The sequence below is a fragment of the Pseudomonas sp. NBB genome (assembly GCF_032701105.1).
Lineage (GTDB): Bacteria > Pseudomonadota > Gammaproteobacteria > Pseudomonadales > Pseudomonadaceae > Aquipseudomonas > Aquipseudomonas asiatica.
Map to the genome: position 1 here is coordinate 3,254,341 of NZ_CP103994.1, position 20,949 is coordinate 3,275,289.

12 protein-coding genes and 1 pseudogene are annotated in these 20,949 nt (G+C 64.2%); 8 read left to right on the plus strand and 5 right to left on the minus strand.

What is annotated here, in order from left to right:
* Positions 1-87: 87 nt before the first annotated feature.
* The 3 genes from NY023_RS15285 to NY023_RS15295 all read right to left on the minus strand — a co-directional run bounded on the left by NY023_RS15285 (position 88) and on the right by NY023_RS15295 (position 3,260).
* Positions 88-870: an AraC family transcriptional regulator gene (locus NY023_RS15285; RefSeq protein WP_013972825.1), complete on the minus strand. Its 783-nt coding sequence runs from the start codon at positions 868-870 to the stop codon at positions 88-90.
* 44 nt (positions 871-914) lie between these two features.
* Complete coding sequence (locus NY023_RS15290; protein WP_024087204.1) at positions 915-2,033, minus strand: glycosyltransferase family 61 protein; 1,119 nt, start codon at positions 2,031-2,033, stop codon at positions 915-917.
* A gap of 72 nt (positions 2,034-2,105) precedes the next feature.
* Entirely contained in the window at positions 2,106-3,260 is a 1,155-nt protein-coding gene (locus NY023_RS15295) for a hypothetical protein (RefSeq protein ID WP_024087205.1), read from the minus strand.
* Between the two features lie 339 nt (positions 3,261-3,599).
* Between NY023_RS15295 and NY023_RS15300 the strand changes: the two genes are divergently transcribed.
* The 4 genes from NY023_RS15300 (at position 3,600) to NY023_RS15315 (ending at position 11,017) form a co-directional block, all read left to right on the plus strand.
* Entirely contained in the window at positions 3,600-7,427 is a 3,828-nt protein-coding gene (locus NY023_RS15300; protein ID WP_013972828.1) for a leucine-rich repeat domain-containing protein, read from the plus strand.
* A 148-nt stretch (positions 7,428-7,575) separates the two neighbouring features.
* On the plus strand, positions 7,576-9,195 hold the full coding sequence (locus NY023_RS15305) for an NADP-dependent glyceraldehyde-3-phosphate dehydrogenase (RefSeq protein WP_013972829.1): 1,620 nt from the start codon (positions 7,576-7,578) through the stop codon (positions 9,193-9,195).
* A gap of 110 nt (positions 9,196-9,305) precedes the next feature.
* Positions 9,306-9,779, plus strand: a complete 474-nt coding sequence (locus NY023_RS15310; RefSeq protein WP_013972830.1) for a VOC family protein — start codon at positions 9,306-9,308, stop codon at positions 9,777-9,779.
* Positions 9,780-9,835: 56 nt separating this feature from the next.
* A complete protein-coding gene (locus NY023_RS15315) occupies positions 9,836-11,017 on the plus strand; it encodes a hypothetical protein (RefSeq protein ID WP_013972831.1) in 1,182 nt (393 codons plus the stop codon).
* Between the two features lie 227 nt (positions 11,018-11,244).
* Here the strand turns inward: NY023_RS15315 and ilvA are convergent, their stop codons facing one another.
* Together ilvA and NY023_RS15325 are read right to left on the minus strand one after the other, a co-directional pair.
* A complete protein-coding gene (gene ilvA, locus NY023_RS15320; RefSeq protein ID WP_013972832.1) occupies positions 11,245-12,804 on the minus strand; it encodes a threonine ammonia-lyase, biosynthetic in 1,560 nt (519 codons plus the stop codon).
* 181 nt (positions 12,805-12,985) lie between these two features.
* Positions 12,986-13,417: a PACE efflux transporter gene (locus NY023_RS15325; protein WP_013972833.1), complete on the minus strand. Its 432-nt coding sequence runs from the start codon at positions 13,415-13,417 to the stop codon at positions 12,986-12,988.
* A 192-nt stretch (positions 13,418-13,609) separates the two neighbouring features.
* Between NY023_RS15325 and nrfB the strand changes: the two genes are divergently transcribed.
* The 4 genes and pseudogenes from nrfB to NY023_RS15345 all read left to right on the plus strand — a co-directional run bounded on the left by nrfB (position 13,610) and on the right by NY023_RS15345 (position 20,854).
* Positions 13,610-15,784 (plus strand): cyclic di-3',5'-guanylate-activated glycosyltransferase NrfB, encoded by a 2,175-nt coding sequence (gene nrfB, locus NY023_RS15330; protein ID WP_013972834.1) that lies wholly within the window; start codon positions 13,610-13,612, stop codon positions 15,782-15,784.
* Positions 15,781-18,784: pseudogene (locus tag NY023_RS15335) on the plus strand (phage receptor). The gene nrfB and the pseudogene NY023_RS15335 overlap by 4 nt, the downstream one beginning before the upstream one ends.
* On the plus strand, positions 18,784-19,623 hold the full coding sequence (locus tag NY023_RS15340) for a DUF4434 family protein (RefSeq protein WP_013972837.1): 840 nt from the start codon (positions 18,784-18,786) through the stop codon (positions 19,621-19,623). The pseudogene NY023_RS15335 and the gene NY023_RS15340 overlap by 1 nt, the downstream one beginning before the upstream one ends.
* Before the next feature lie 139 nt (positions 19,624-19,762).
* Positions 19,763-20,854 (plus strand): sensor domain-containing diguanylate cyclase, encoded by a 1,092-nt coding sequence (locus tag NY023_RS15345; RefSeq protein ID WP_013972838.1) that lies wholly within the window; start codon positions 19,763-19,765, stop codon positions 20,852-20,854.
* Positions 20,855-20,949 lie beyond the last annotated feature (95 nt).

A 20,949-nucleotide genomic window follows, 5' to 3' on the forward strand; every position in this document is an offset into this window, starting at 1 on the left:
CGACCCTATCGCTGCCCTCAAGGCCTGCGCAGTACCTGTGGGAGCTGGGTTGCCGGCGATAGGGCCACCACCGCCAAAAATGGCAATTCAGCCGAATGCATTGCGGTAATGGCCCGGTGTCGCCGCCAGGTGCTGCTTGAAGGCCCGCTGCAGGTGCGCCTGGTCGGCAAACCCGGCCTCCTGTGCAACCTCGGCAATAGCCCGGCCCTGACGCAATTGCGCCCTGGCCAGCTGCACGCGCTGGTCGAGCAGGTAACCATGCGGCGTCAGGCCGAAGCGTTGGCGGAACGCGCGAATCAGGTAGGAACGCGACAGGCCGCACGCCGCGCAGATGTCGTCCAGGCTCAGCGGGTCGCCACGATGGGCGCGAATGAACGCTGCCGCCGTGTCCAGTCGTGGGTTGCCCTCGTCGTTGACGCTGGCATCGCCGCCAAGCAAACCTGGAAGTGCGCCAAACAGCGCCGCCAGGCGCCCTTCCCGGTCTGGCACGCCGGCGTCGAACAGGTCGGCAAAGGCCTGCAACAGGCTCCGGTACAACACCGGCGAGCTACTCCAGGGCCGGGCCGGCAAGGTGAACCCCAGCGCCTGCAACCAAGGCATATCGACGAACATCATCAGGTAGGACCAGTGTTCCCCGTCGATGGGGTTGCAGGCATGCACCACACCTGGGTTCATCAGCACCGTGGTACCAGCAGCCACCTCTATGCACTGGTCACCGTACAGATAGGAGCTGCGCCCACCCGTTATCACTCCGATGGAAAAGCTCTCATGGGAATGCGCGGCGTAGCACACCTGGCGCCCGTCCCCTACCCGCCGGGCCTCGACAAAGGGCAACGCCGGGTCGCGCCAGAACCGTGATACCTCGATCATCCCTCACCCCGCTCGCCGCTGCCATGCGCCTGAATACTACACGCCTATCGCGGAAACAGGTCTAGCGTCCGCTCAACTTCGCCGACATCGATCGTGAAACCATCGCCGTCCGGTATCCCGACTACAAAGCCGAAATGCTGGTGGTCTCGGTCCGTCAGGTACTTGTAGTAGCTGACAAACCGATTGGGCGGCTGCAACGTCAGCAGGCAACCACCGGCCTGCAGTACGTTGACCCCATGCACCAGCTGGCTACCCTCCACACCGATTACCACCCTCGCCCCGGCGCAGGCCGCGACGATACTCGGCACATCGGACTTCAGCGGGTTGACGATGCGAAAACCGCGGGTGGCGCGCAAATGCTCCGCCAGCGCCAGCTCATTGCGCAGCAGGCGCAGGTCACCATCTCCACCACGCAGCAGGAACACCCCCGGGTGTGGCGCATGCGGCACATGCGACAACAACTTGTCGCCCATGGCCCGGTAGCGGGCATGCCGGCTGCGGTTGTTGGCCTGGTCATCGAACAGCACCAGCTCACGGAAAAACGCACTGCGCAGGCGCAGCGGGTTCATTTCCAGCCAGTCTTCATAGGCCGGGGCCTGGGCAAACAGCGGGAATCTGGCCGAGGGCGCGGTGGTTACCGGTATGCCTTCGTTACAGGCCAGCGCATAGGTCGGACAATCCTCCATCAGCCAGGTACCGAACCACGTGTTGCCGTTTTGCGTGCAATAGATGGCCGCGCGGTCGATTTCATTTTCCACGACGATGCTCGGAAAGGGGCCCGGCTTCAACGACAGCCAATGGCTGGCCTTGCCCTTGTACAACGCCCCGTCGACCAGCCATACCTCCTTGATCAGGTAGCCCCGGGTTGGCCCTTGCAGCGTGCTGATGCCGCCTTCCATGGTGCGCGCAGGGTGCACGTAGGGATAGAAACGCTTGCCTTCCCACCCCGTTACTCGCTCCAGCTGGCCTGGCAGGAAAACGGCCGGGGGCGAAACCGTGACTTCCCCCGGGGCAATGTCCCAACTTTTGTCCGCCACGCTCTTGAGGTCGATGCCGCTGTTCCTGCCTAGCCGTTTGCGCGCCATGTAGCGGTAGGCGGCCAGGGTCCAGGTGTGCTGCCTGGCCGCAGGCGATGCACTGAACTTCGAGATGTCGCTTCCCATGAAGCGTCCTCCCTTGATCACAAGGTCAAAAGCCTGGCGCAAGGCGCCAGATCAACGCATCCTGGCAACCGCTCAGCTGCACATGACCCTTTCCATGGTGGGTGGTGACGGCAGGTTGGCGTAACGGTGACGCAGGCTTTCCACGAACGTTTCGCCCGTACCGTTGCCCCCATAGAAGTAGATCTTGTGCAGGCCGCCAAACACCATTTCCTGGTAGCGGCTGGCAACTTCCTCGTCACTCGCGCCCTCGGGCAACCCCAGGTGCAGCGTGAGCTTGTCGTCTTCGACCGCGAACATCGGAGTGTCCCAGAGGAACTTCGCCGTGCCGGTTCTGGGCAAGCGGACAAACAGGTAGGCATGGTTACCCAGCGAGTCGATATCGCCACCGCGGCGGCGCTTCCACTTCAACAAACCGTCATCCGGGCGCGCCAGGCAAAGGCCGATATCGTAATAGTCGAAGCCCTGCTCCAGTGCCCACTCCAGGGCCATGAAGGTGGTGATCGAATTTACCTCGCGCAACTTCCGCGCATCGGTGAACACCGCCTCGCAATAGCCGAAACGCAGGGTGCTCCAATAACGCTTGCCACCACGCACCACTTCACAGCCCAGGTGGCAGCCAATCACTTCATCGCCCAAGGTGATCAAGTCGAGCCGACCGACGCCCCTGGCAATGCGGAACACTTCTTCAGTGGGAAACTGCGCGGCATGGATACCTTGCCTGGCGCTGGCATAAGGGCGCAGCAGGTTGCGGTCGGCCATGGCGATCTCGTCATCCGAGCGGGCCTGGCGCATCTGGTACAGCGGCCGGTTCTTGCGGATGCTGCGCCGCAACTCGCTGTCGTAGCGCGCGGTTATATCCTCCAGCGAGCGCCCCAGCGGCACCACGGCGCTCAGGTAATGCGGTACCGACAATGCCCCCGACGTCGGCATTTCACTGACCACCACCACGTGGTTGGCTGCTACCGTCGCGCTTGCGCTGTCAACAATTGCAGCATTGCCCGAACCCTTGCCGGCAATCAGCAACTTGGCCATTTCCCGTTGCTGCTTCCGGCCTATATAGATGATTTCGTAGGGGCTTTCCTGCTGCAACCTGAACCTGGCGACTTCCCAGCGCCAGAAACAGGCACGCGCCATCACTTCTGACACCTTGCTGGCCAGGTGTCTGATTTCGTAGCGTATGGAGGGCGAGACGAGTCTCCTCGCCGCTGCCGTCAAGGTCGCTTTCATTTCTTCTTCGACGTCCTTTGAGACACAGCATGGTCAATCGGAAAAGGACAGCAACTCAGTAAAAAGCACGTATCATGTTGATATTCTGAAATTATCCAGAAGCCCCCATGTCAACTAACAATTTAAGGTGCGCCCAAACACTTTATCAAGTGGCACTTTGATTGCATTTCCTTAAAGCTTCCTCACGCCATGTAAAGTTTCATGACGTCAAATTCCCTGCATGAATGACCGATTCAGACAGCGAATTTCCATCGATAGATCCAAGCCGCGTTATCCCATTACCACTCGCCTGTCTGGAATTGACGTTTGATGCCCCCTTTGCCTGAAAGGAGCGTCGACATGCCAGCCATCAACCCCCATCAACCCCTACTTCAGGCGCAGCTGCCGCACTGGGCTCGCCAGGTAACGCCCAATCAGTGGGCCGCGTTGAAGCAAACCCAGGTCGCCCCGTGGAAGAGGCAGGACTGGTTCGCCAATGCTGCCCCCGACCTGCGTGAAGCAGCGTGCGCCAGCCAGGCGCGCCTGATGCAGGCGCAAGCAGCCTTGGCCAACTCACTCAAAGGCCTGCAACAAATCACAGAGTTCGCAGAACCATTGCTGCAACGGCGTCTTGCCGAACACGGCTTTCACGCGCAGTTGCGCAATAGCCAGCTATTGCGGGTCAAGCGTAGCTGGCACTGGGCCGCCCTGCGCTATCTATCAAGCCATCGACGCGACAACCTGCTGCAGGCCGCGCTGCAGAACTTCGCCAGCGACGAGGTGTTCACAGCTGAAAGTGCCATTGCCCTGGGCGATAACATTCACGTCACGCCGATTCAGATACAAGGCGCCGTCCCTGTCGGCATGCAAGTACCCGTTGCACACTTTCCATTGCAGTCGGAGCACTATCAGGTGGAACGGCTGCCACTCGAACCGGCCGCTTTCGCCACCCTGTGCCGTGACCTGGACCTGGGCAAGGCTTACCAGGCCCACCTGGAACAGCACCTCGCCCAACCCGCCACACGGGGCTTGGCCATCAGGGTGCAGAAAGACCGCCTGCGCCTGGCGGCCGACCTTGCCTATATGCGGCACCTGCTTGATGGCAGCACCCTTGACCAGATCGAACGGCTGTTGCGGGGTGGCACCGTACAGTGCTGGCAACTGGCGCTGTTCGGCACGCCCCTGCACGAGGTCATGCTGATCGATGCCGGCGGTGCGGGGCTGGCGCTGTATCTGCCCGGCCATGACCCGGCCCTGCGCCAATGCAGCAACCTGGACGCGGTACACGACACGCTGGCGACCTTGCTGCTGGAGCCCGATGCCCGCCAAGCCTTCACGGCCTACATCAGGCAGGACCAGCGCACGCACTTTCTCGACCTGTTGCAGCAGAACCTCGACGCCACAGGCAATACTGCCTATGACCGCCCTTGGCAGCGCGCAGCGCAAGCGGACCTGCGTCCCACACGCGTGGCTATCACAGCCGAGCCTTTCGGCCATTACCAGGACCTGCACCTGGCCCGCCTCAAGCACGAAGCCAGCCTGCTGGCGGTCCCCACCGCGATGGCCGATGCCAACGCGCGGGCCAGGCGCCTGGATGAGTGGGAAAACCTTGGCCTGGATGCACTCAATATTGCCGCGTTCTTCATTCCAGGTGCAGGCACCCTGATGCTGGCCGTCACGGCCTGCCAACTGCTCGGCGAGGCCTTCGAAGGCTACCAGGCCTGGCATGAAGGCGACCGTCACCTGGCGCTGCGCCACCTGGAGGCGGTCGGCCTGAACCTGGCCCTGATCGGCGGCTTCGTGGCGGCGGGCAAGGTGGTACCCAAGCTGTTCAACAGCCCGTTTATGGAAAGCCTGCAGCAGGTACGCGGCAGCGACGGGCGCTACCGGCTCTGGAATGAAGACCTCACCCCCTACCGCAGTGCCGTGACACTGCCGCAAACCCTGCAGCCCAATGCACTTGGCCAGTACCTGTACCAGGGCCGGTATTTCATCCGCATGGACGGCCAGCTCTTCGAACAACGCTTTGACCACAACCTGCAGCAATGGCGGGCCATTCACCCCGACACGCCCGATGCCTGGCAGCCACCACTGGCGCACAATGCCCAAGGTGCCTGGCGCGGCCAGCATGAACAGCCCGGTCAGTGGCCATTCGCGAAGCTGGCGCGCCGTCTTGGCGAGGCGTATGCCGCGTTCACACCAGAACAGCTGACCAAGGCAGGGCGCCTCTGCGGCATCGACGCCGCGCGCTTGCGCCGGGTGCACCTGGAAGGCCAACCAACGCCCCCGCTGTTGCTCGATACCCTGCAACGCATGACGGCACAGGCCGAGGTAGAGGCGTTGGCCGACAAAGCCCCGCCAGGCCTGTTCGAGCGGCTCTACAATGGCAGCGCGCCCGCCACCCCGGCAACGCAGAAGCTGCTCGACGCCTATGCGCGGCTGTCCCCTGCCTTGGCCAGACGCTTGCTGGCGCCGCTGAGCGAGGCCGAAACGTTCGCCTGGCAAGAGCACAGTCAGTTGCCCACACAGGTTCGCCAGTTGCTGGAGCAGGTGCACAGCGAGCTGCCGCTGGTACGTGCACTGGAAGGTGTGCTTCAGCCAGCCCGGGCCAGCAGCGACAGCGAACGCTTGCTGTTCAGCGCCCTGGATGCCATGCCCGACTGGCCCGCGGACCTGCGCCTGGAGCTGCACGGTGCAAGTCCCATAGGCCCTTTGCTGGAGCATGTCGGCCGCGAACAGGCCGGCACCCTGCGCCGCGTGATCAAATCGGTCGAAGGCTATGAGGTCGACCGGGGCGAGCGCCCTGCACCTGCACCGCTTGATCCAGACCTCTGCCGCGCCATCGAGCAGGCACTGCCGCGCCCGCATCGCGATACGCTGGGCATCACGACGGCCGATGGCAGCTCGCTACGCCAGCGCGTACTGGGTTGGGTCGACCAGCACAGGGATGCACTCGCCCAACGGCTCTGGGGGCACCGCGCGCTGTTGCGCAAGCCCATGGGCAGCTTGCGCGGCGGTCGGCCGCTTGACCCCGAACCGCCTCAGCCGCGCCTGGCAAGCTCCCTGGCCGGGGCTTATCGCCGCTTGTTCCCTGACGCCACCGACTGGGAATTCGAAAACTGGCTAGGCAACGACGAGGACAACCTGTACGTCGATGACATTCGCTCACCCACACAGCGCCTGCATGACCTGCAGCAGCGTCTGGAAACTTTGCGCCGCGACCTGCATGAATGGGCGCGGCCCGATCCCCAGCGCCCTCACCAGCGACACCTGGCCATCCGCCCCATCCTCAACGCCTGGCGACGGCTATCGACAATAGCGCTTGAAGGGGGTGGCCGCCTGCACAGCCTGGACCTTTCCGGCCTGGACCTGGACAACCAGGCCCTGGCCAGCCTGGCCTTGCCGGACGACTTCACCCATGTGCAGCACCTGTCGCTCAGCTACAACCGTTCGCTCAGCCAGTTGCCGGCCGAATTCCACGAACGCTTCCCCAACCTCAATCGCCTGCTGCTGACCGACTGTCGGTTCGACACCGTGCCCCACCTGGGCCGCCCTGAGCAGCTCGCCTGGCTGGACCTGGAAGGCAACCGCATCACCTGGAGTACCCAGGCCCAGCAGGCACTGAACCGCTGCTCCGGGCTCAACGTACTGGACCTTTCGGGCAACCCGCTGCTAGAGGCCCCGGACCTGCGCGGGCTGGGGTACCTGAGGACACTGTTCCTGAACGACTGTGCGCTCAGCGAATTGCCGCAAGGCCTGGACCAGATGATCGAGCCCATCATCCTGGACATTGGCGACAACCAGCTGCTGCGGCTGCCTGACGGTTTCAACGTACCACGGCCAGTCGCAAACGCCCTGCGCCTGGAAAGCGAATGGCTGGGTTCACCAGTGCTTGCGCAGATCGAGGCCTACAACGCGATGCACCAGGTGGACCTGCTGGTGTGCGAAGGCGACTACCTGGAATTCTTCGAACAGACCGGCCCGGCCGAACTGGCCCTGTGGCAGCGATTGCCGCTGCAGTATCGGCGCGACCTCAGGCCCTTGCTTGAACTTGAACCGTTCGTGTCCCGCCCACGGCAAGCCCGTGCAGAGTTCTGGCGGCGCCTGGCCCTGATCGACGCAGACCCGGCCCTGCGCCAGCAATGGTTGACGCACCCACCCTATGACCTGTTCAACCTCCCGCTTTGACAGGGATACCGTTGCCTGCCTGTCCAACAGGCAGGCGCGGGTGGTCATGTTAAGCCAGACTGGTGTTTTTCCGGCGAGCGGTGCATGCTCGCTGCTGAAGCGTTTCACCCAGCTCGAAACCCACCCAGCAATGTGAGGTGCAGTACCCATGGACCGTCTGCTCGATTCACTCTTCCCCAGCGCCGAGGACATCCCGGAAAACTGGCGCCTGGAAGCCCCCCTGGAACAACGCGACTACCTGGTGAACGGTGAGCTCAGGCGGTGGGACGGCCCACTGGCCACAGTGCGCAGCCCGGTCTGGCTCAAGGAAGGCGACGATGAGCACCAGGTGGTGTTGGGCAGCGCTCCACTGCTCGATGCCGACACCGCGCTCACCGCCCTCGATGCCGCCGTGCAGGCGTACGACAAAGGCCGTGGCGCCTGGCCGAACATGCGCGTGGCCGAGCGAATCCAGCATGTCGAAACCTTCCTGGCGCGCATGCGCGAGCAGCGCCAGGCCGTGGTCAAGTTGCTGATGTGGGAAATCGGCAAGAACCTCAAGGACTCGGAAAAGGAATTCGACCGCACCTGCGACTACATCGTCGATACCATCAACGCCCTCAAGGACCTCGACCGCCGTTCCAGCCGCTTCGAGCTGGAACAGGGCACGCTCGGCCAGATCCGCCGAGCACCGCTGGGCGTGGCCCTGTGCATGGGCCCATACAACTACCCGCTGAACGAGACCTTCACCACGCTGATCCCGGCGCTGATCATGGGCAACACCGTGGTGTTCAAGCCGGCCAAGTTCGGCGTGCTGCTGATTCGGCCGTTGCTCGAAGCCTTCCGCGACAGCTTCCCGCCGGGGGTGATCAACGTCATCTACGGCCGTGGCCGGGAAACGGTGAGCGCGCTGATGGCCAGCGGCAAGGTCGATGTGTTCGCCTTCATCGGCACGCACAAGGCCGCCAGCGACCTGAAGAAGCTGCATCCGCGCCCGCACCGGCTGCGCGCCGCGCTGGGGCTGGATGCCAAGAACCCGGGCATCGTGCTGCCCCAGGTGGACCTCGACAATGCCGTCGAAGAGGCCGTCACCGGTGCGCTGTCGTTCAATGGCCAACGCTGCACGGCGCTGAAGATCCTGTTCGTGCACGAGGATGTGGTCGATGCGTTCCTCGACAAGTTCCAGCGCAAGCTGGCCGCGCTCAAGCCTGGCATGCCTTGGGAGCCAGGCGTGGCGCTGACGCCGCTGCCCGAGCCCGGCAAGGTCGATTACCTCGATGGCCTGGTCGCTGATGCCACCGCCAAGGGCGCCCGGGTGCTCAACGAACGCGGCGGGCATAGCCGTGGCTCGTTCTTCTACCCCGCCGTGCTGTACCCGGTGAAGAGCGACATGCGCGTGTACCACGAGGAGCAGTTCGGCCCGCTGGTGCCGGTAGTGCCCTACCGCGACCTGCAGACGGTGATCGACTATGTGCTGGACTCCGACTACGGCCAGCAACTGAGCCTGTTCGGCAATGACCCGGCGACCGTCGGCAGCCTGGTCGACATCTTTGCCAACCAGGTCGGGCGCATCAACATCAATGCGCAATGTCAGCGCGGCCCCGACACCTACCCGTTCAACGGCCGCAAGAACAGCGCCGAAGGCACCCTGTCGGTACACGACGCCCTGCGAGTGTTCTCTATCCGCACGCTGGTCGCGACGCGCTTCCAGGAGGCGAACAAGGAACTGATCAGCGAGATCATTCGCAACCGGCAGTCGACCTTCCTGACCACCGACTACATCTTCTGACCGCCACGCTTATAGAGAATCGATCTATCACCCCTGTCGATTTTCCATCAGCGCAAACGACTCTAAGCAAAAGGGCGCCAACCGGCGCCCACTTCCAAGGAGAGTCGAACATGGCAGCCAAACCCATTCCCGAAGGCCAGCACAGCATTACGCCCTACCTGGCCATCAACGACGCCGCCAAGGCCATCGAGTTCTACAAGAAGGCCTTTGGCGCGGTGGAAATGTTCCGCCTCGATGCCCCTGGCGGCCGCGTTGGCCATGCCGAGCTGAAAATCGGCGATTCGTCGCTGATGCTGGGCGACCCCTGCGACATGGAAGGCGGCCTCACCGCCAGCCAGAAGCTCAGCGGCGCCAGCGTAGGCCTGCACCTGTATGTCGAGGACTGCGACAAGGTCTATGCCCAGGCCCTGACGGCCGGCGCCACCCAGCTGCGTGCAGTGACGGACCAGTTCTACGGCGACCGCAGCGGCACCCTGAAAGACCCCTTCGGCAACATCTGGTTCGTTTCCACCCACAAGGAGGACCTGACCCCCGATGAAATTCGCGCCCGTGCTGCGAAGATGTTCGCTGGCACTGCGCAGTAAGTTGAAAGCGGCGCCACTTTGCTTGAAGCTTGGGGCTCGTAGCTGGGAGCTGCTTCATGCGAATCATCGACAAAACCGCCGCACAGGTCCGTAGCCTGACCCCTGCAGAAGAGGAGCTGCTGGTCGGCTTTGCCACCGGCAGCCTCACCGGCCCGCGCCTGCTGCAGGCCAACCAGTTGCTGATGAAGGTGCGCAACGCCAACCAGTGGCTGGCCTGCGATTGCCGCAACGATGCCTTGCCGGTGCTGAATGTCACCCTCAACGGCAGCACCGGTACGCTGTTTCTCAAGAACAACCCGGGAACTGCCGAACACGCGCCTGGCTGCCCGTTCACCAAGGACGAGCGCGAAGCGACCGAGCGCGAGAACGACCCCGCGCCACCTGCTGCCTGGCTACCGCCCGACACACCGTTGCGCCTGATTGGTGATTTCCGCAGCAGCACCACCGGCAGTGGTGGCGACGGCAGCGAACGGCGTGAACAACAGCGCCTGCTGTCACTGTTGCTGACCTGGATCGAGACCAGCGGCCTGAACCTGTATGCCACGCACCTGAAAAAGGACCTGACCGGGCAGTTTGCCGAGTTGCGCAGCGTTGCCAGCCGCTATCCGCTGCTGGAACGGGTGCCCGCAAGCAACTACCTGGAAACCCGCCTGGACATGAAGCACATGATGATGCTCAAGTCCCGCCTGCGTGAAGCCACGGTGTTCGGCAACCACCGCCGCCACGGCCTGCTGCTGGATTGCGTGGACCAGATCAAGGGACGCAAGCTGTTCAATAACCGAAGTGAAGACGGCTTCGACTTCCAGGGGCACCACCTCTATTGGGGCGGCAACCGCACCAGCGGGCCATTGCTGGCGCTGATGCTCTATTCACCGACCAGTGCCGGCAGCCATTACTACGAACTGATCCATGTGGCCAGCGTGCCGGTGCTATCGCGTGCTCATCTGTTCCCGGTTTACCGCGATGAAGAACGCGAGCCGCTCAAGGCCCTGGTGTCGCTGGTCGACTGGATGGCCGGCAAAGGCGTGAAAGTGCAGATGCGCCGGCCGGTGATCGGTGGCCAGGTGATGGACGAACTGGTAATGACCTCGGACCAGGACCGGGTGTTGTCGGTATCGTTGCTGGAGCAGCCCATCGGCCCCGAACCGGATACCGAGAACTTCAAGCGCTACGCCGACTTCAAGAGCCTGGAAACCTTCCGCAAATTCGTCGCCGGCTTCTTCATGCGTGAGCGCTGAGCACCCTCTACCGGCACACACAAAACCTTGTAGGAGCGGCCTTGTGTCGCGATGGGCTGCGAAGCAGCCCCGGCAATTCATGCACAAGTGCTGAAACCCAGGGGCCGCTTCGCGGCCCATCGCCGGCAAGCCAGCTCTGGACCGCACCAACCTCAAGCCACGCGCCGTCCCTGTGGGAGCGGGCGTGCCCGCGAAGAGGCCCATACAGGCTGCATGAGGTTTGCGTATCAACCCAGGAACAGCTTGTACGCCGGGTTGTCGGTCTCATCCCAGTAACGGTACCCCATCTCATCCAGCGCCAGCGGCAACCCCGCCAACTCATCCCCCGGTACTTCCAGCGCCGCAAATACCCGTGCTTCTGCCGCGCCATGGTTGCGGTAATGGAACAAGCTGATATTCCAGCGCTTGCCAAGCCGCTCCAGAAAGCCCAGCAAAGCCCCCGGGCGCTCGGGGAATTCGAAGCGCAGTACCCGCTCGTCAGCCCCGGGCGCGGCATGGCCGCCAACGGTATGGCGCACATGCAGCTTGGCCAGTTCGTTGTCAGTCAGGTCCAGCACGCTGTAGCCCTGCTCATGCAGGCTGGCCAGCAACTGCTCACGCGGGTCGTGTAGTGGGTGTGTCTGCACCCCAACGAACAGCCGCGCCTCCTTGCCAGGGTAATAGCGGTAGTTGAACTCGGTGATCTGCCGCTTGCCCAGGGCCTGGCAGAAGGCGCGAAAGCTGCCCGGCTGCTCCGGAATGGTGACAGCGATGATCGCCTCGCGCTGCTCGCCCAGTTCGGCACGCTCGGCCACATGGCGCAGGCGGTCGAAATTGACGTTGGCCCCGGAGTCGATGGCCACCAGGGTCTGCCCCTGCACGCCGTCGCGCGCCACATATTTCTTGATCCCCGCCACGGCAAGGGCGCCTGACGGCTCGGTGATCGAGCGGGTATCGTCATAGATGTCCTTGATCGCCGCGCACAGCTCGTCGCTGCTCACGGTCACCACTTCATCAACGAAGTGCCGGCACAACTCGAAGCAATGGGCGCCGATCTGCGCTACCGCCACGCCATCTGCGAAGGTGCCGACCTGCGGCAGGATCACCCGCTCACCGGCCGCCATGGCAGCCTGCAGGCAGTTGGAGTCCTCCGGCTCGACGCCGATCACCTTCACCTCCGGGCGCAGGTACTTCACATAAGCGGCAATACCCGCGATCAGACCACCACCGCCCACTGGCACGAAGATGGCGTCCAGCGCACCCGGGCGCTGGCGCAGGATTTCCATGGCCACGGTGCCCTGCCCGGCGATCACATCCGGGTCGTCGAACGGTGGCACGAAGGTGGCGCCTTCGCTGTCGGCCAGTTTCAGCGCATGGGCCAAGGCATGGGGGAAGCTCTCGCCGTGCAGTACTACATGACCACCGCGCGAGCGTACACCCTCCACCTTCAGCGACGGCGTGGTGGTAGGCATGACGATGGTGGCCTTCATGCCCAGGTGCGATGCCGCCAGGGCCACGCCCTGGGCATGGTTGCCCGCAGAGGCGGTGATCACCCCGCGCTCGCGCTGCACGGTACTCAGCCGTGACAGGCGGGTATACGCACCGCGGATCTTGAACGAAAAGGTAGGCTGCAGGTCTTCCCGCTTCAGCAATACCTGGTTGCCCAGGCTGGCAGATAACGCAGGCGCAGCTTGCAAAGGCGTTTCGATGGCCAGGTCGTACACCGGGGCGGCAAGAATGCGCCGCACCTGCTCCGACAGCAGTTGCTGGGGGGTGACGGTAGAACGAGGGCTGACGAAGCTGGTCATCGATGACTCCTTGGCTGTGTTCACGTTGCCCAGGAGTCAGAGAGAAGAAACCCGCCTCCAGGGCGGGTTCGGTGCACGTACGCGCTAGCCCGCCAAACTGATAATGGCGGTAATAATAATGGCGTTGACGTGCTGGAAAGTTTTCATGGGGTAGGAACTTAGCCGGTAGCGCAGCACAAAGTCAACACTTGGCCTGCTGCGCCGAAAGCGGCACATCGAATACCTTGTCGAAGCCCCACTGGAAGACAAACGCGTAAGCGAAGAAGAACACGAACAACGCCAGGTTGGTCAGCAATGCCGCCCACAGGCTGACATCCAGCCAGTACGCCACCAGCGGCAGCAGGATCAGCACCAGCCCGCCCTCGAAGCCCAGCGCATGCAGCAGGCGCCGCAGGAAAGTGCGCTCACGCCGGTGCTGGCGCGCTTCCCAGCGTTCGAACACCCAGTTGTAGGCCATGTTCCAGCTCATCGCGATGCCCGACATCAGCACCGACAGCACGGTCGACTGCGCCATGCCGGCACCGAACGCCAGCTCCAGCGCGGGCGCCACGCAGGCGACGGCGATGGCCTCGTGAAGGATGGCCTGGACGATCTTGCGTGCCTTGCCTTGCATGTTCAGCTCCCTGGGTAAACGACCTGTAAAACTACAAGAAGTGGCCCACAAGAAAAAGCCTGAAATTTGGACAACCCCGCGTTCGGCTGCTTGTATCTATCCAGTACAAACGGCAGCAAGTCGTACAACTTCGTCCAGGGAATCGAACGAGGATAAAGACGATGGCCCCCCCTTCCTGTCGGTGACCGGCAAATGAGCCTGGTATTCATCGACTTCCTCACCTACGTGCTGTTCGGCCTGAAGATCCTCGCGATCATCCTGGCCTCGCTGATGTTCCTGCTGGGTCTGGATGATCTGTTCATCGACCTGTGCTACTGGGGCCGCAAGCTGATCCGGCGCTTTCGCATCTACGACAAGTACGAGAAAGCCGACGAAAAACGCCTGTTCGAGGTACCGGAGAAACCGCTGGCCATCATGGTCCCGGCCTGGAACGAAGTGGGCGTGGTGGGCGAGATGGCGCGCCTGGCAGCCTCGACCATCGACTACGAGAACTACCAGATCTTCGTCGGCACCTACCCCAACGACCCGCAAACCCAGGCCGATGTCGACGCCGTGTGCCTGCACTACCCCAACGTGCACAAGGTGGTCTGCGCCCGCCCCGGCCCCACCAGCAAGGCCGACTGCCTGAACAACATCATCGACGCGCTGCTGCGCTTCCAGCAGGACGCCGGCATCGAGTTTGCCGGTTTCATCCTGCACGACGCCGAAGACGTGATTTCGCCCATGGAGCTGCGCCTGTTCAACTACCTGCTGCCGAACAAGGACATGATCCAGATCCCGGTGTACCCCTACGCACCGGAATGGAAAGGCTTCACCGCCGGCCACTATGTCGACGAGTTCGCCGAAAACCACGGCAAGGACGTGATCGTGCGCGAGGCCCTGACCGGCCAGGTGCCCAGCGCCGGGGTCGGCACCTGCTTCAGCCGCCGTGCCATCAGCGCGCTGCTCGAGGACGGTGACGGCATCGCCTTCGACGTGCAGAGCCTCACCGAAGACTACGACATCGGCTTCCGCCTGAAACAGAAGGGCATGAAGTGCATTTTCGCCCGCTACTCCATCACCGACCCGGCGCTGACCCTGAAGCAGGAATGGCGCCCGGGCATGAGCCGCGAATTTTCCCAGGTGATCTGCGTGCGCGAGCACTTCCCGCGCGACTGGCAGCATGCCATCCGGCAAAAGTCGCGGTGGATCGTCGGCATCGTGTTCCAGGGCACCAGCAACCTCGGCTGGAGTCGCAAAGGCGCGCTCAACTACTTCCTCTGGCGCGACCGCCGCGGCCTGTTCGCCTACCTGCTGAGTTTCCTGGTCAACCTGTTGCTGCTGGTGTTGCTGGCCATGTGGCTGGTCACGGTGATTGCGCCGGAGTCGTGGCGCTTCATGTCGATCCTCAGCGACAGCTGGCTGCTGACCACCTTGCTGTGGCTGAACGGGCTGATGCTGTTCAACCGACTGTTCCAGCGCGCCTGGTTCGTCACCCGCTTCTATGGCATCGGCGAAGGGCTGCTGTCGGCACCGCGGATGATGTGGAGCAACTTCGTCAACTTCTTCGCCAACCTGCGCGCCCTGCGTCAGGTGATGGAAATGGGTGACTCGCGGCGCGTGGCCTGGGACAAGACCACCCACGAATTCCCCGCCATCGCTGCCCCCGCCCGCACGCCGCTGGGTCAGCGCCTGGTGGCCAAGGGCCTGATCAGCGACGAACAACTGCAACAGGCGATCACCAGCCCGGTACGCCGGCGCCTGGGCCGCGAGCTGCTGCTGCGCGGCTGGCTGAACAGCGAACAGCTGGTCGCCACCTTGGCCGAGCAAATGGACCTGCCCTGGGCGCCGCTGAACCCGTTCAAGCTCGACCCGCAGCTGATCGCCAAGCTGCCACGCAAGCTGGCTACGCACTACGGCGTGCTGCCCGTGGCCGAAGACGGCGACACGCTGGTGCTGGCCAGCGAAAGCCCGGTGAGCCAGGTGTCGCTGGGGGTAATCAGCCGCCACCTGAAGCGCCCGGTCAGCGCCCGCCTGGCGCCCCAGGGCCGGGTGACCCTGGGCCTGCGCTACCACTACCCAAGCCCCTGGCAGAAGCCGGAAACCCGCGACATGCTGGCCATCCTCGAGCGCCACCAGGACGACGAAGTGCTGCTGGAACAGGTCAGCCATCACCAGGTAATGCTCGGCGCCCTGCTGCAGGTGCGCGGCATGGTCCCGGTCACTTTGTTCAACCAGGCGCTGATCGACTTCGACCCGGAACACCAGAGCCTCGGCGAGCACCTGATCGCCCGCGGCATCATCACCGAGCAGGTGCTGCAGCAGGCCCTGATCGAACAGGCCAGCGAACAGCAGGCCGCCTTTGACCTGACCCGGGAGGTGGCATGAAGCCGCGCTTTTCCCTCACCTTCACTGGCTTGTTGCTGTGTTCCGCCGCCCTGCCCTGCGCCGCTTCGGCGCCGATGACCGACTTTCAGCGGTTCACCAGCTACCCGTTCATGGAGCGCAGCTACCGCGAAGCGAAGAAGGACAACTGGGCCGAGGTCGAACGCCTGACCCGCCACGTGCTGGGCCGGGTGCCGAACAACGACGAAGCCCGTGCGCTGCTGGTGGAGGCCCTGGCTCACCAGCGCCGCTACAAGGAGGCCGAAGCCCTTGCCGAAACTGGGTGACAGCCCCGAACACGCCAACGCCCTGCTGGAACTGCGCTTGACCTGGATCGAACAGGACCCACCGCCGGCCAGCCAGGTGGAACAATGGCTGGCCAGCAGCGACGGCGCTCAACGGGTGCGCCTGTGGCAGGCCTACAGCCTGAGCCTGGCCAGATCCGGGGGTGCTGCCAGGGCGCTGGACTGGCTCAATCATCTGCCGGCACAGGGGGACGGCCAGGTTCTGCGCCTGGCCCGGGCCAACTTCGCCGAACAACTGCGCAACTGGAAGGAGACCATCGAACAGCTGCAGCCGCTGGCCGAGCAGGGCCAGTTGCCGGCGCAAGACTGGCAACGCCTGGCCAATGCCTACATCCAGCAAGTGGATGAGAAAGGGCTGAAAGCACTGCTGCCCAGCGCCCCCTCCCCCGACGCAGCCAACCAGGCTCGCCTGGCCATGGCCAACCGCGCCATTGCCGTCGGCCATAACCAGCAGGCACAGCGTTGGCTTCAGGCGTTGCCCACCGCAGAGCTGAACCAGCCCGAGCAGCGCCAGCAACTGTGGGAGCTCGCCCGCGAAGGCGACGACGCACCGCTGGTACAGCGCCTGAGCAACGAACTGCAACGGCCCTGCCTGGAAACCGTGGACTGGTTGTCGCTCCACGATCCGCAGCTGGCACGCGAGCAGTTCAAGGGCTGCACAGCCAGCACCGCCCCCAGGGCCTACGCCGTGCTCAAGCAACGCCTTTACGGCGACCCGCCCCAGCCCCCGCAACCACGTACCGCCGCCGAGTGGGAGCAACGCTATCGACAGAGCGGCGACATGGCCGTACTGGAGCAAACCACCTTCCTGCTGATGCAGCAAGGCCATGACGAACACGCCCGGCAATTGCTGGAGCAGGCCTACGATCGCCACCAGGGCCGCCTTGCACCGTCGCTGCTGCAGCGCCTTGGCAACCTGTATGCGCGTAACGACGGCCCGCTGGACGCCCGCCGCATGCTCGGCCTGGTCCCTCGGGTCAACGCCACTACCCGGGCCCAGTTGCTCGGCCGCCTTGCCGAGGCTGGCCAGTGCGATGCCGTGCACCAGGCAGTACCGGCCACCCCGAGCGAACCTGGCCAGTACCGCGCCCTGGGCCGCTGCGCCATGCCCGACCAGCCAGGCGAAGCGGTGGTCTACTACCAGGCCGCCGAGCGCCTGGGCGACAGCGGGAGCCGCCTGCCCCTGGCCTATGCCCTGGAAGCCGCTGGCGACTCCGAAGCGGCCCTGCCCATCTGGCGCACCCAGCCCGACAGTGCCTGGACCGACAACGCCCGCCTCACTGCCGCTCGCGGCGCGTTGAACGCCGGCGACGCACAAGCGGCCCGGCGCTATTGGGACGCCGCCGCGCACAATAGCGCCGACGATTGGGCCCTGGGTGCCGCCATCGCCCAGCGCCAAGGCGATTACCAGGCGGCGCTGGGCTTCCAGCGCCAGGCCCTGGCACACAACCCGCGGGCCGACCACTACTACGCGGCCTCCAGCACCGCGCAACTGGCTGGCGACAGTGCCCAGAGCAGCGCCTGGCTGGCAGAAGCCGTGCGCCTGGCTCCCGACCAGCCACGCTACCGCGCCGACTACGGCATGCGCCTGGCCGGCTCGACGGACAAGACCCAGCGCCGCCAGTCGATCCCCTACCTGGAACGCGCCACCCACGACTTCCCCGAGGACTACCGCCTTGGCGAGACGCTGGCCTTGCGCTATGACGAAGCCGAAGACAGCGCTTCGGCGCGCCGCGAACTGCGCCGCATCCTCGATGTGGAGCAGGACCTGGTCGACGGCGACGACGAATACGGCAGCCTGGAAGCCCGCAAGTACCGCCAGCGCCGCGCCCACGAAAACCTGTCGCGGCGCGACACCATCACCCTGGCCAGCACCTGGTCGCCGGCCGGCACCTCGACCAACGACAAGTTCCTCGACAATGGCCAGCGCAGCGGCACTTCGCGCCGCGCGCAATCGCAGAACGTGCAACTGGCCATGTGGGACCACGCCCTGGGCGAAGAGCCCAGCCGCAACGGCAGCACCCTGTCTGTGTATGGCCGCGTGCTGTTCGGTGGGCAAAGCCGCACCGACTACGCGCAAAGCATGGGTACCGGTGTCGGCCTGCGCTACAAACCATTCGGCCAGGCCAACCTCAACCTGTATGCCGAGCTGTACCACCAGCGTCAGATCGACGAGGAACACTACCGCGGGCTGAGCCTGGGAGAACTGCTGAGCCCGGCCAAGGTCGGCGGCAACTGGGGCGACCTGCGTCACCACGCCGAATCGAGCAACGACCTGCTGTTGCGGGCCACCGCTTCTTTCCTCGACCAGGGCGACTGGCGCAACGACTGGCGGGTCGATGAAGACGACTGGAACGAACGCTTCCTCTACCTCGACGCCGCCTGGTGGACCCGTGCCGGCGACCACGCCTGGCTGTCGCGCTACCAGCAAGGCCACGCCTGGAAGCTGCCGGGCAGCTCGCCGCAAACCATCATGCCCTATGGTTTTGTCGAGTTTTCCAGCCAGGACCCGAGCAACGACTGGCGCCAGGACGCTCGGGCCGGGGTGGGCGTGCGCTGGCAGTGGTGGTTCGATGATGACCGCTACAACGCCTACCGCGGTTCGCTGAAAGTGCGTGCCGAGTACCAGCAATCGCTGGGCGGCAATCTATACGAGCGCGCCAATGGCGTGCTGGTCGGTGCGGAGATGACCTTCTGATGCGTACGTTCCTGGCCCTCTGCCTGCTTGCCCTGTGCCTGCCAGCCAGCGCCGACCAGCGCCTGTTCTACCAACCCCTCAACCGCGACGCCAATGTCACCCCCGCCCAGTGGCAGCAACTGTGGCATGCCACCGTGGCCCAGGGCGGCAAAACCCTGATCGTGCAGTGGAGCGCCTATGGCGACAGCGATTTCGGCGGTGCCCGCGGCTGGCTGGCCGACAGCCTGCGCAGCGCGCGTGCCCAGGGCCTGCAACTGGTGCTGGGGCTGTACATGGACCCGGCCTATTACCAGCGCATCGACGAGCTGGACGGTGAAGGCCTGAACAGTTACTGGAAGGCGCAGCTGGGGCGCTCGCTCAGCCAGTACCGGCAACTGCGCCAGGCGTGGCAGTTGCCGGTGGACGGCTGGTACCTGCCCATGGAGCTGGACGACCATCACTTTCGCGAGGCCGAGCGCCGGGATGCCCTGCACAGCCAGTTGCAGGCCTTCAACCGTCAACTGGACAAGCCTTTGCACATCAGTGCTTTCAGCGCCGGCAAACTCTCACCGCGGGTCAATGCCGCATGGCTGGATCAACTGGCCGGGTTGGGCTTGACTGTGTGGTGGCAGGATGGCGCCGGGACCGGGCGCTTGCCCGCGTTGGTGCGCCAAGGCTACGAGCAGGCCTTGCCGTGCCGGGTTGGCGTGGTGCGCGAGGCGTTCCGCCAGGTGAGCGCGCCAGGCCAGGCGTTTCGGGCTGAGCCTGCCCAGCCGAAGCTGGGCGCCGGGTGCCATGCCGAGGCGGTGTTCGACCTGCGTTACCGGCCATGGGCCCGGGGTGTTCTGCCCACCAATTGAGTCTCCAGGCCTGGCCTCTTCGCGGGTAAACCCGCTCCCACAGGGACCGCACAGATTTCCAGCGCTGTGGAAGACCTGTGGGAGCGGGTTTACCCGCGAAAGGGCCGGGCCTGGCATAGCAGTACTCACAGGAGCCCGCATGTTCAAGACCATCGAAGCCCACGTTCGCAAACAGGTCGCCCCCGCCGCCCTGCGCGCCGAATTCCGCCAGCACGAATTCGAGGCCATGCGCCCGTTCTGCCTGCTGGTATTCTGCGTCAGCATCCTGATCTGGCTGGTCTTCGAGCTGATCGTCAGCTTCCTCGGCGGCCAGGGTTTCACCTGGCTGTCCTATCTGTTCATCACCCTGCTCGGCAGCCTCACCGTGGTACTGCGGTTCACCCGTCGCAGCCATCACTTCGATGTACTCAACCTGCTATTCATCGCCGCCATCACCCTGGGCATGCGCCTGGTGATCGAAGGCATCCCGGTGGCCCAGCGCCCGGTATGGCTGGTGCTCGGGGTGTCCACCGTGCTGTATGCCGTTTCGGTGCTACCGGTGCGGCGCTGGTCGTTCTTCTGCGCCATGGCCATCACCTGGGTGGTGCTCAACCCGTTCTACCACACCCGTATCGAAGCGGACGCACTCGAAGGCGCCATGCTGTTCAGCTACGCGGTGTTCCTCAGCGGCCTGGTCGTCTACAGCTACCTGCAGATGCGCAAGGCCAAGCTGCACAACTTCTACCTGTCCAAGGTGCTGCTGGACCAGGCCTATGTCGATGCCCTGACCGAAATCCCCAACCGCCGTTCGTTCATGGCCCAGGCCGGCCACCAGCTGCGCCTGGCCACGGCCGAGCAGTACCTGGCGATGATCGACATCGACAACTTCAAGCGGGTGAATGACCGTTTTGGCCATGACGTGGGCGATGAAGTACTCAAGCGCGTGGCCCTGCATATCAAGGCGAGCATGGCCGGTTACGAGTTTGCCCGACTGGGTGGTGAAGAATTCGCGATCTTTTTCCAGGGGCTGGACCAGCAAGGCGCCGAGCAACGAGTGGCGGCGCTGTGCCAACGAGTACGTGAAGATGTTGGCGAACACCCGGTAACCATCAGCATTGGCCTGGCCCGGGTGGACCAGGGCGACAGCCTGACCACGGCGCTGGTGCGCGCCGACCAGGCGCTGTACGAGGCCAAGCACAGTGGCAAGGACCGGTTTGTGCTGTGGTCTGCCCGGCTGGCAGAAAGTGATTAGCAGGCCCGGCCCTTTCGCGGGTAAACCCGCTCCCACAGGTGCTCCACAGTGTGTGAAATCTGTACGGCCCTTGTAGGAGCGGGTTCACCCGCGAA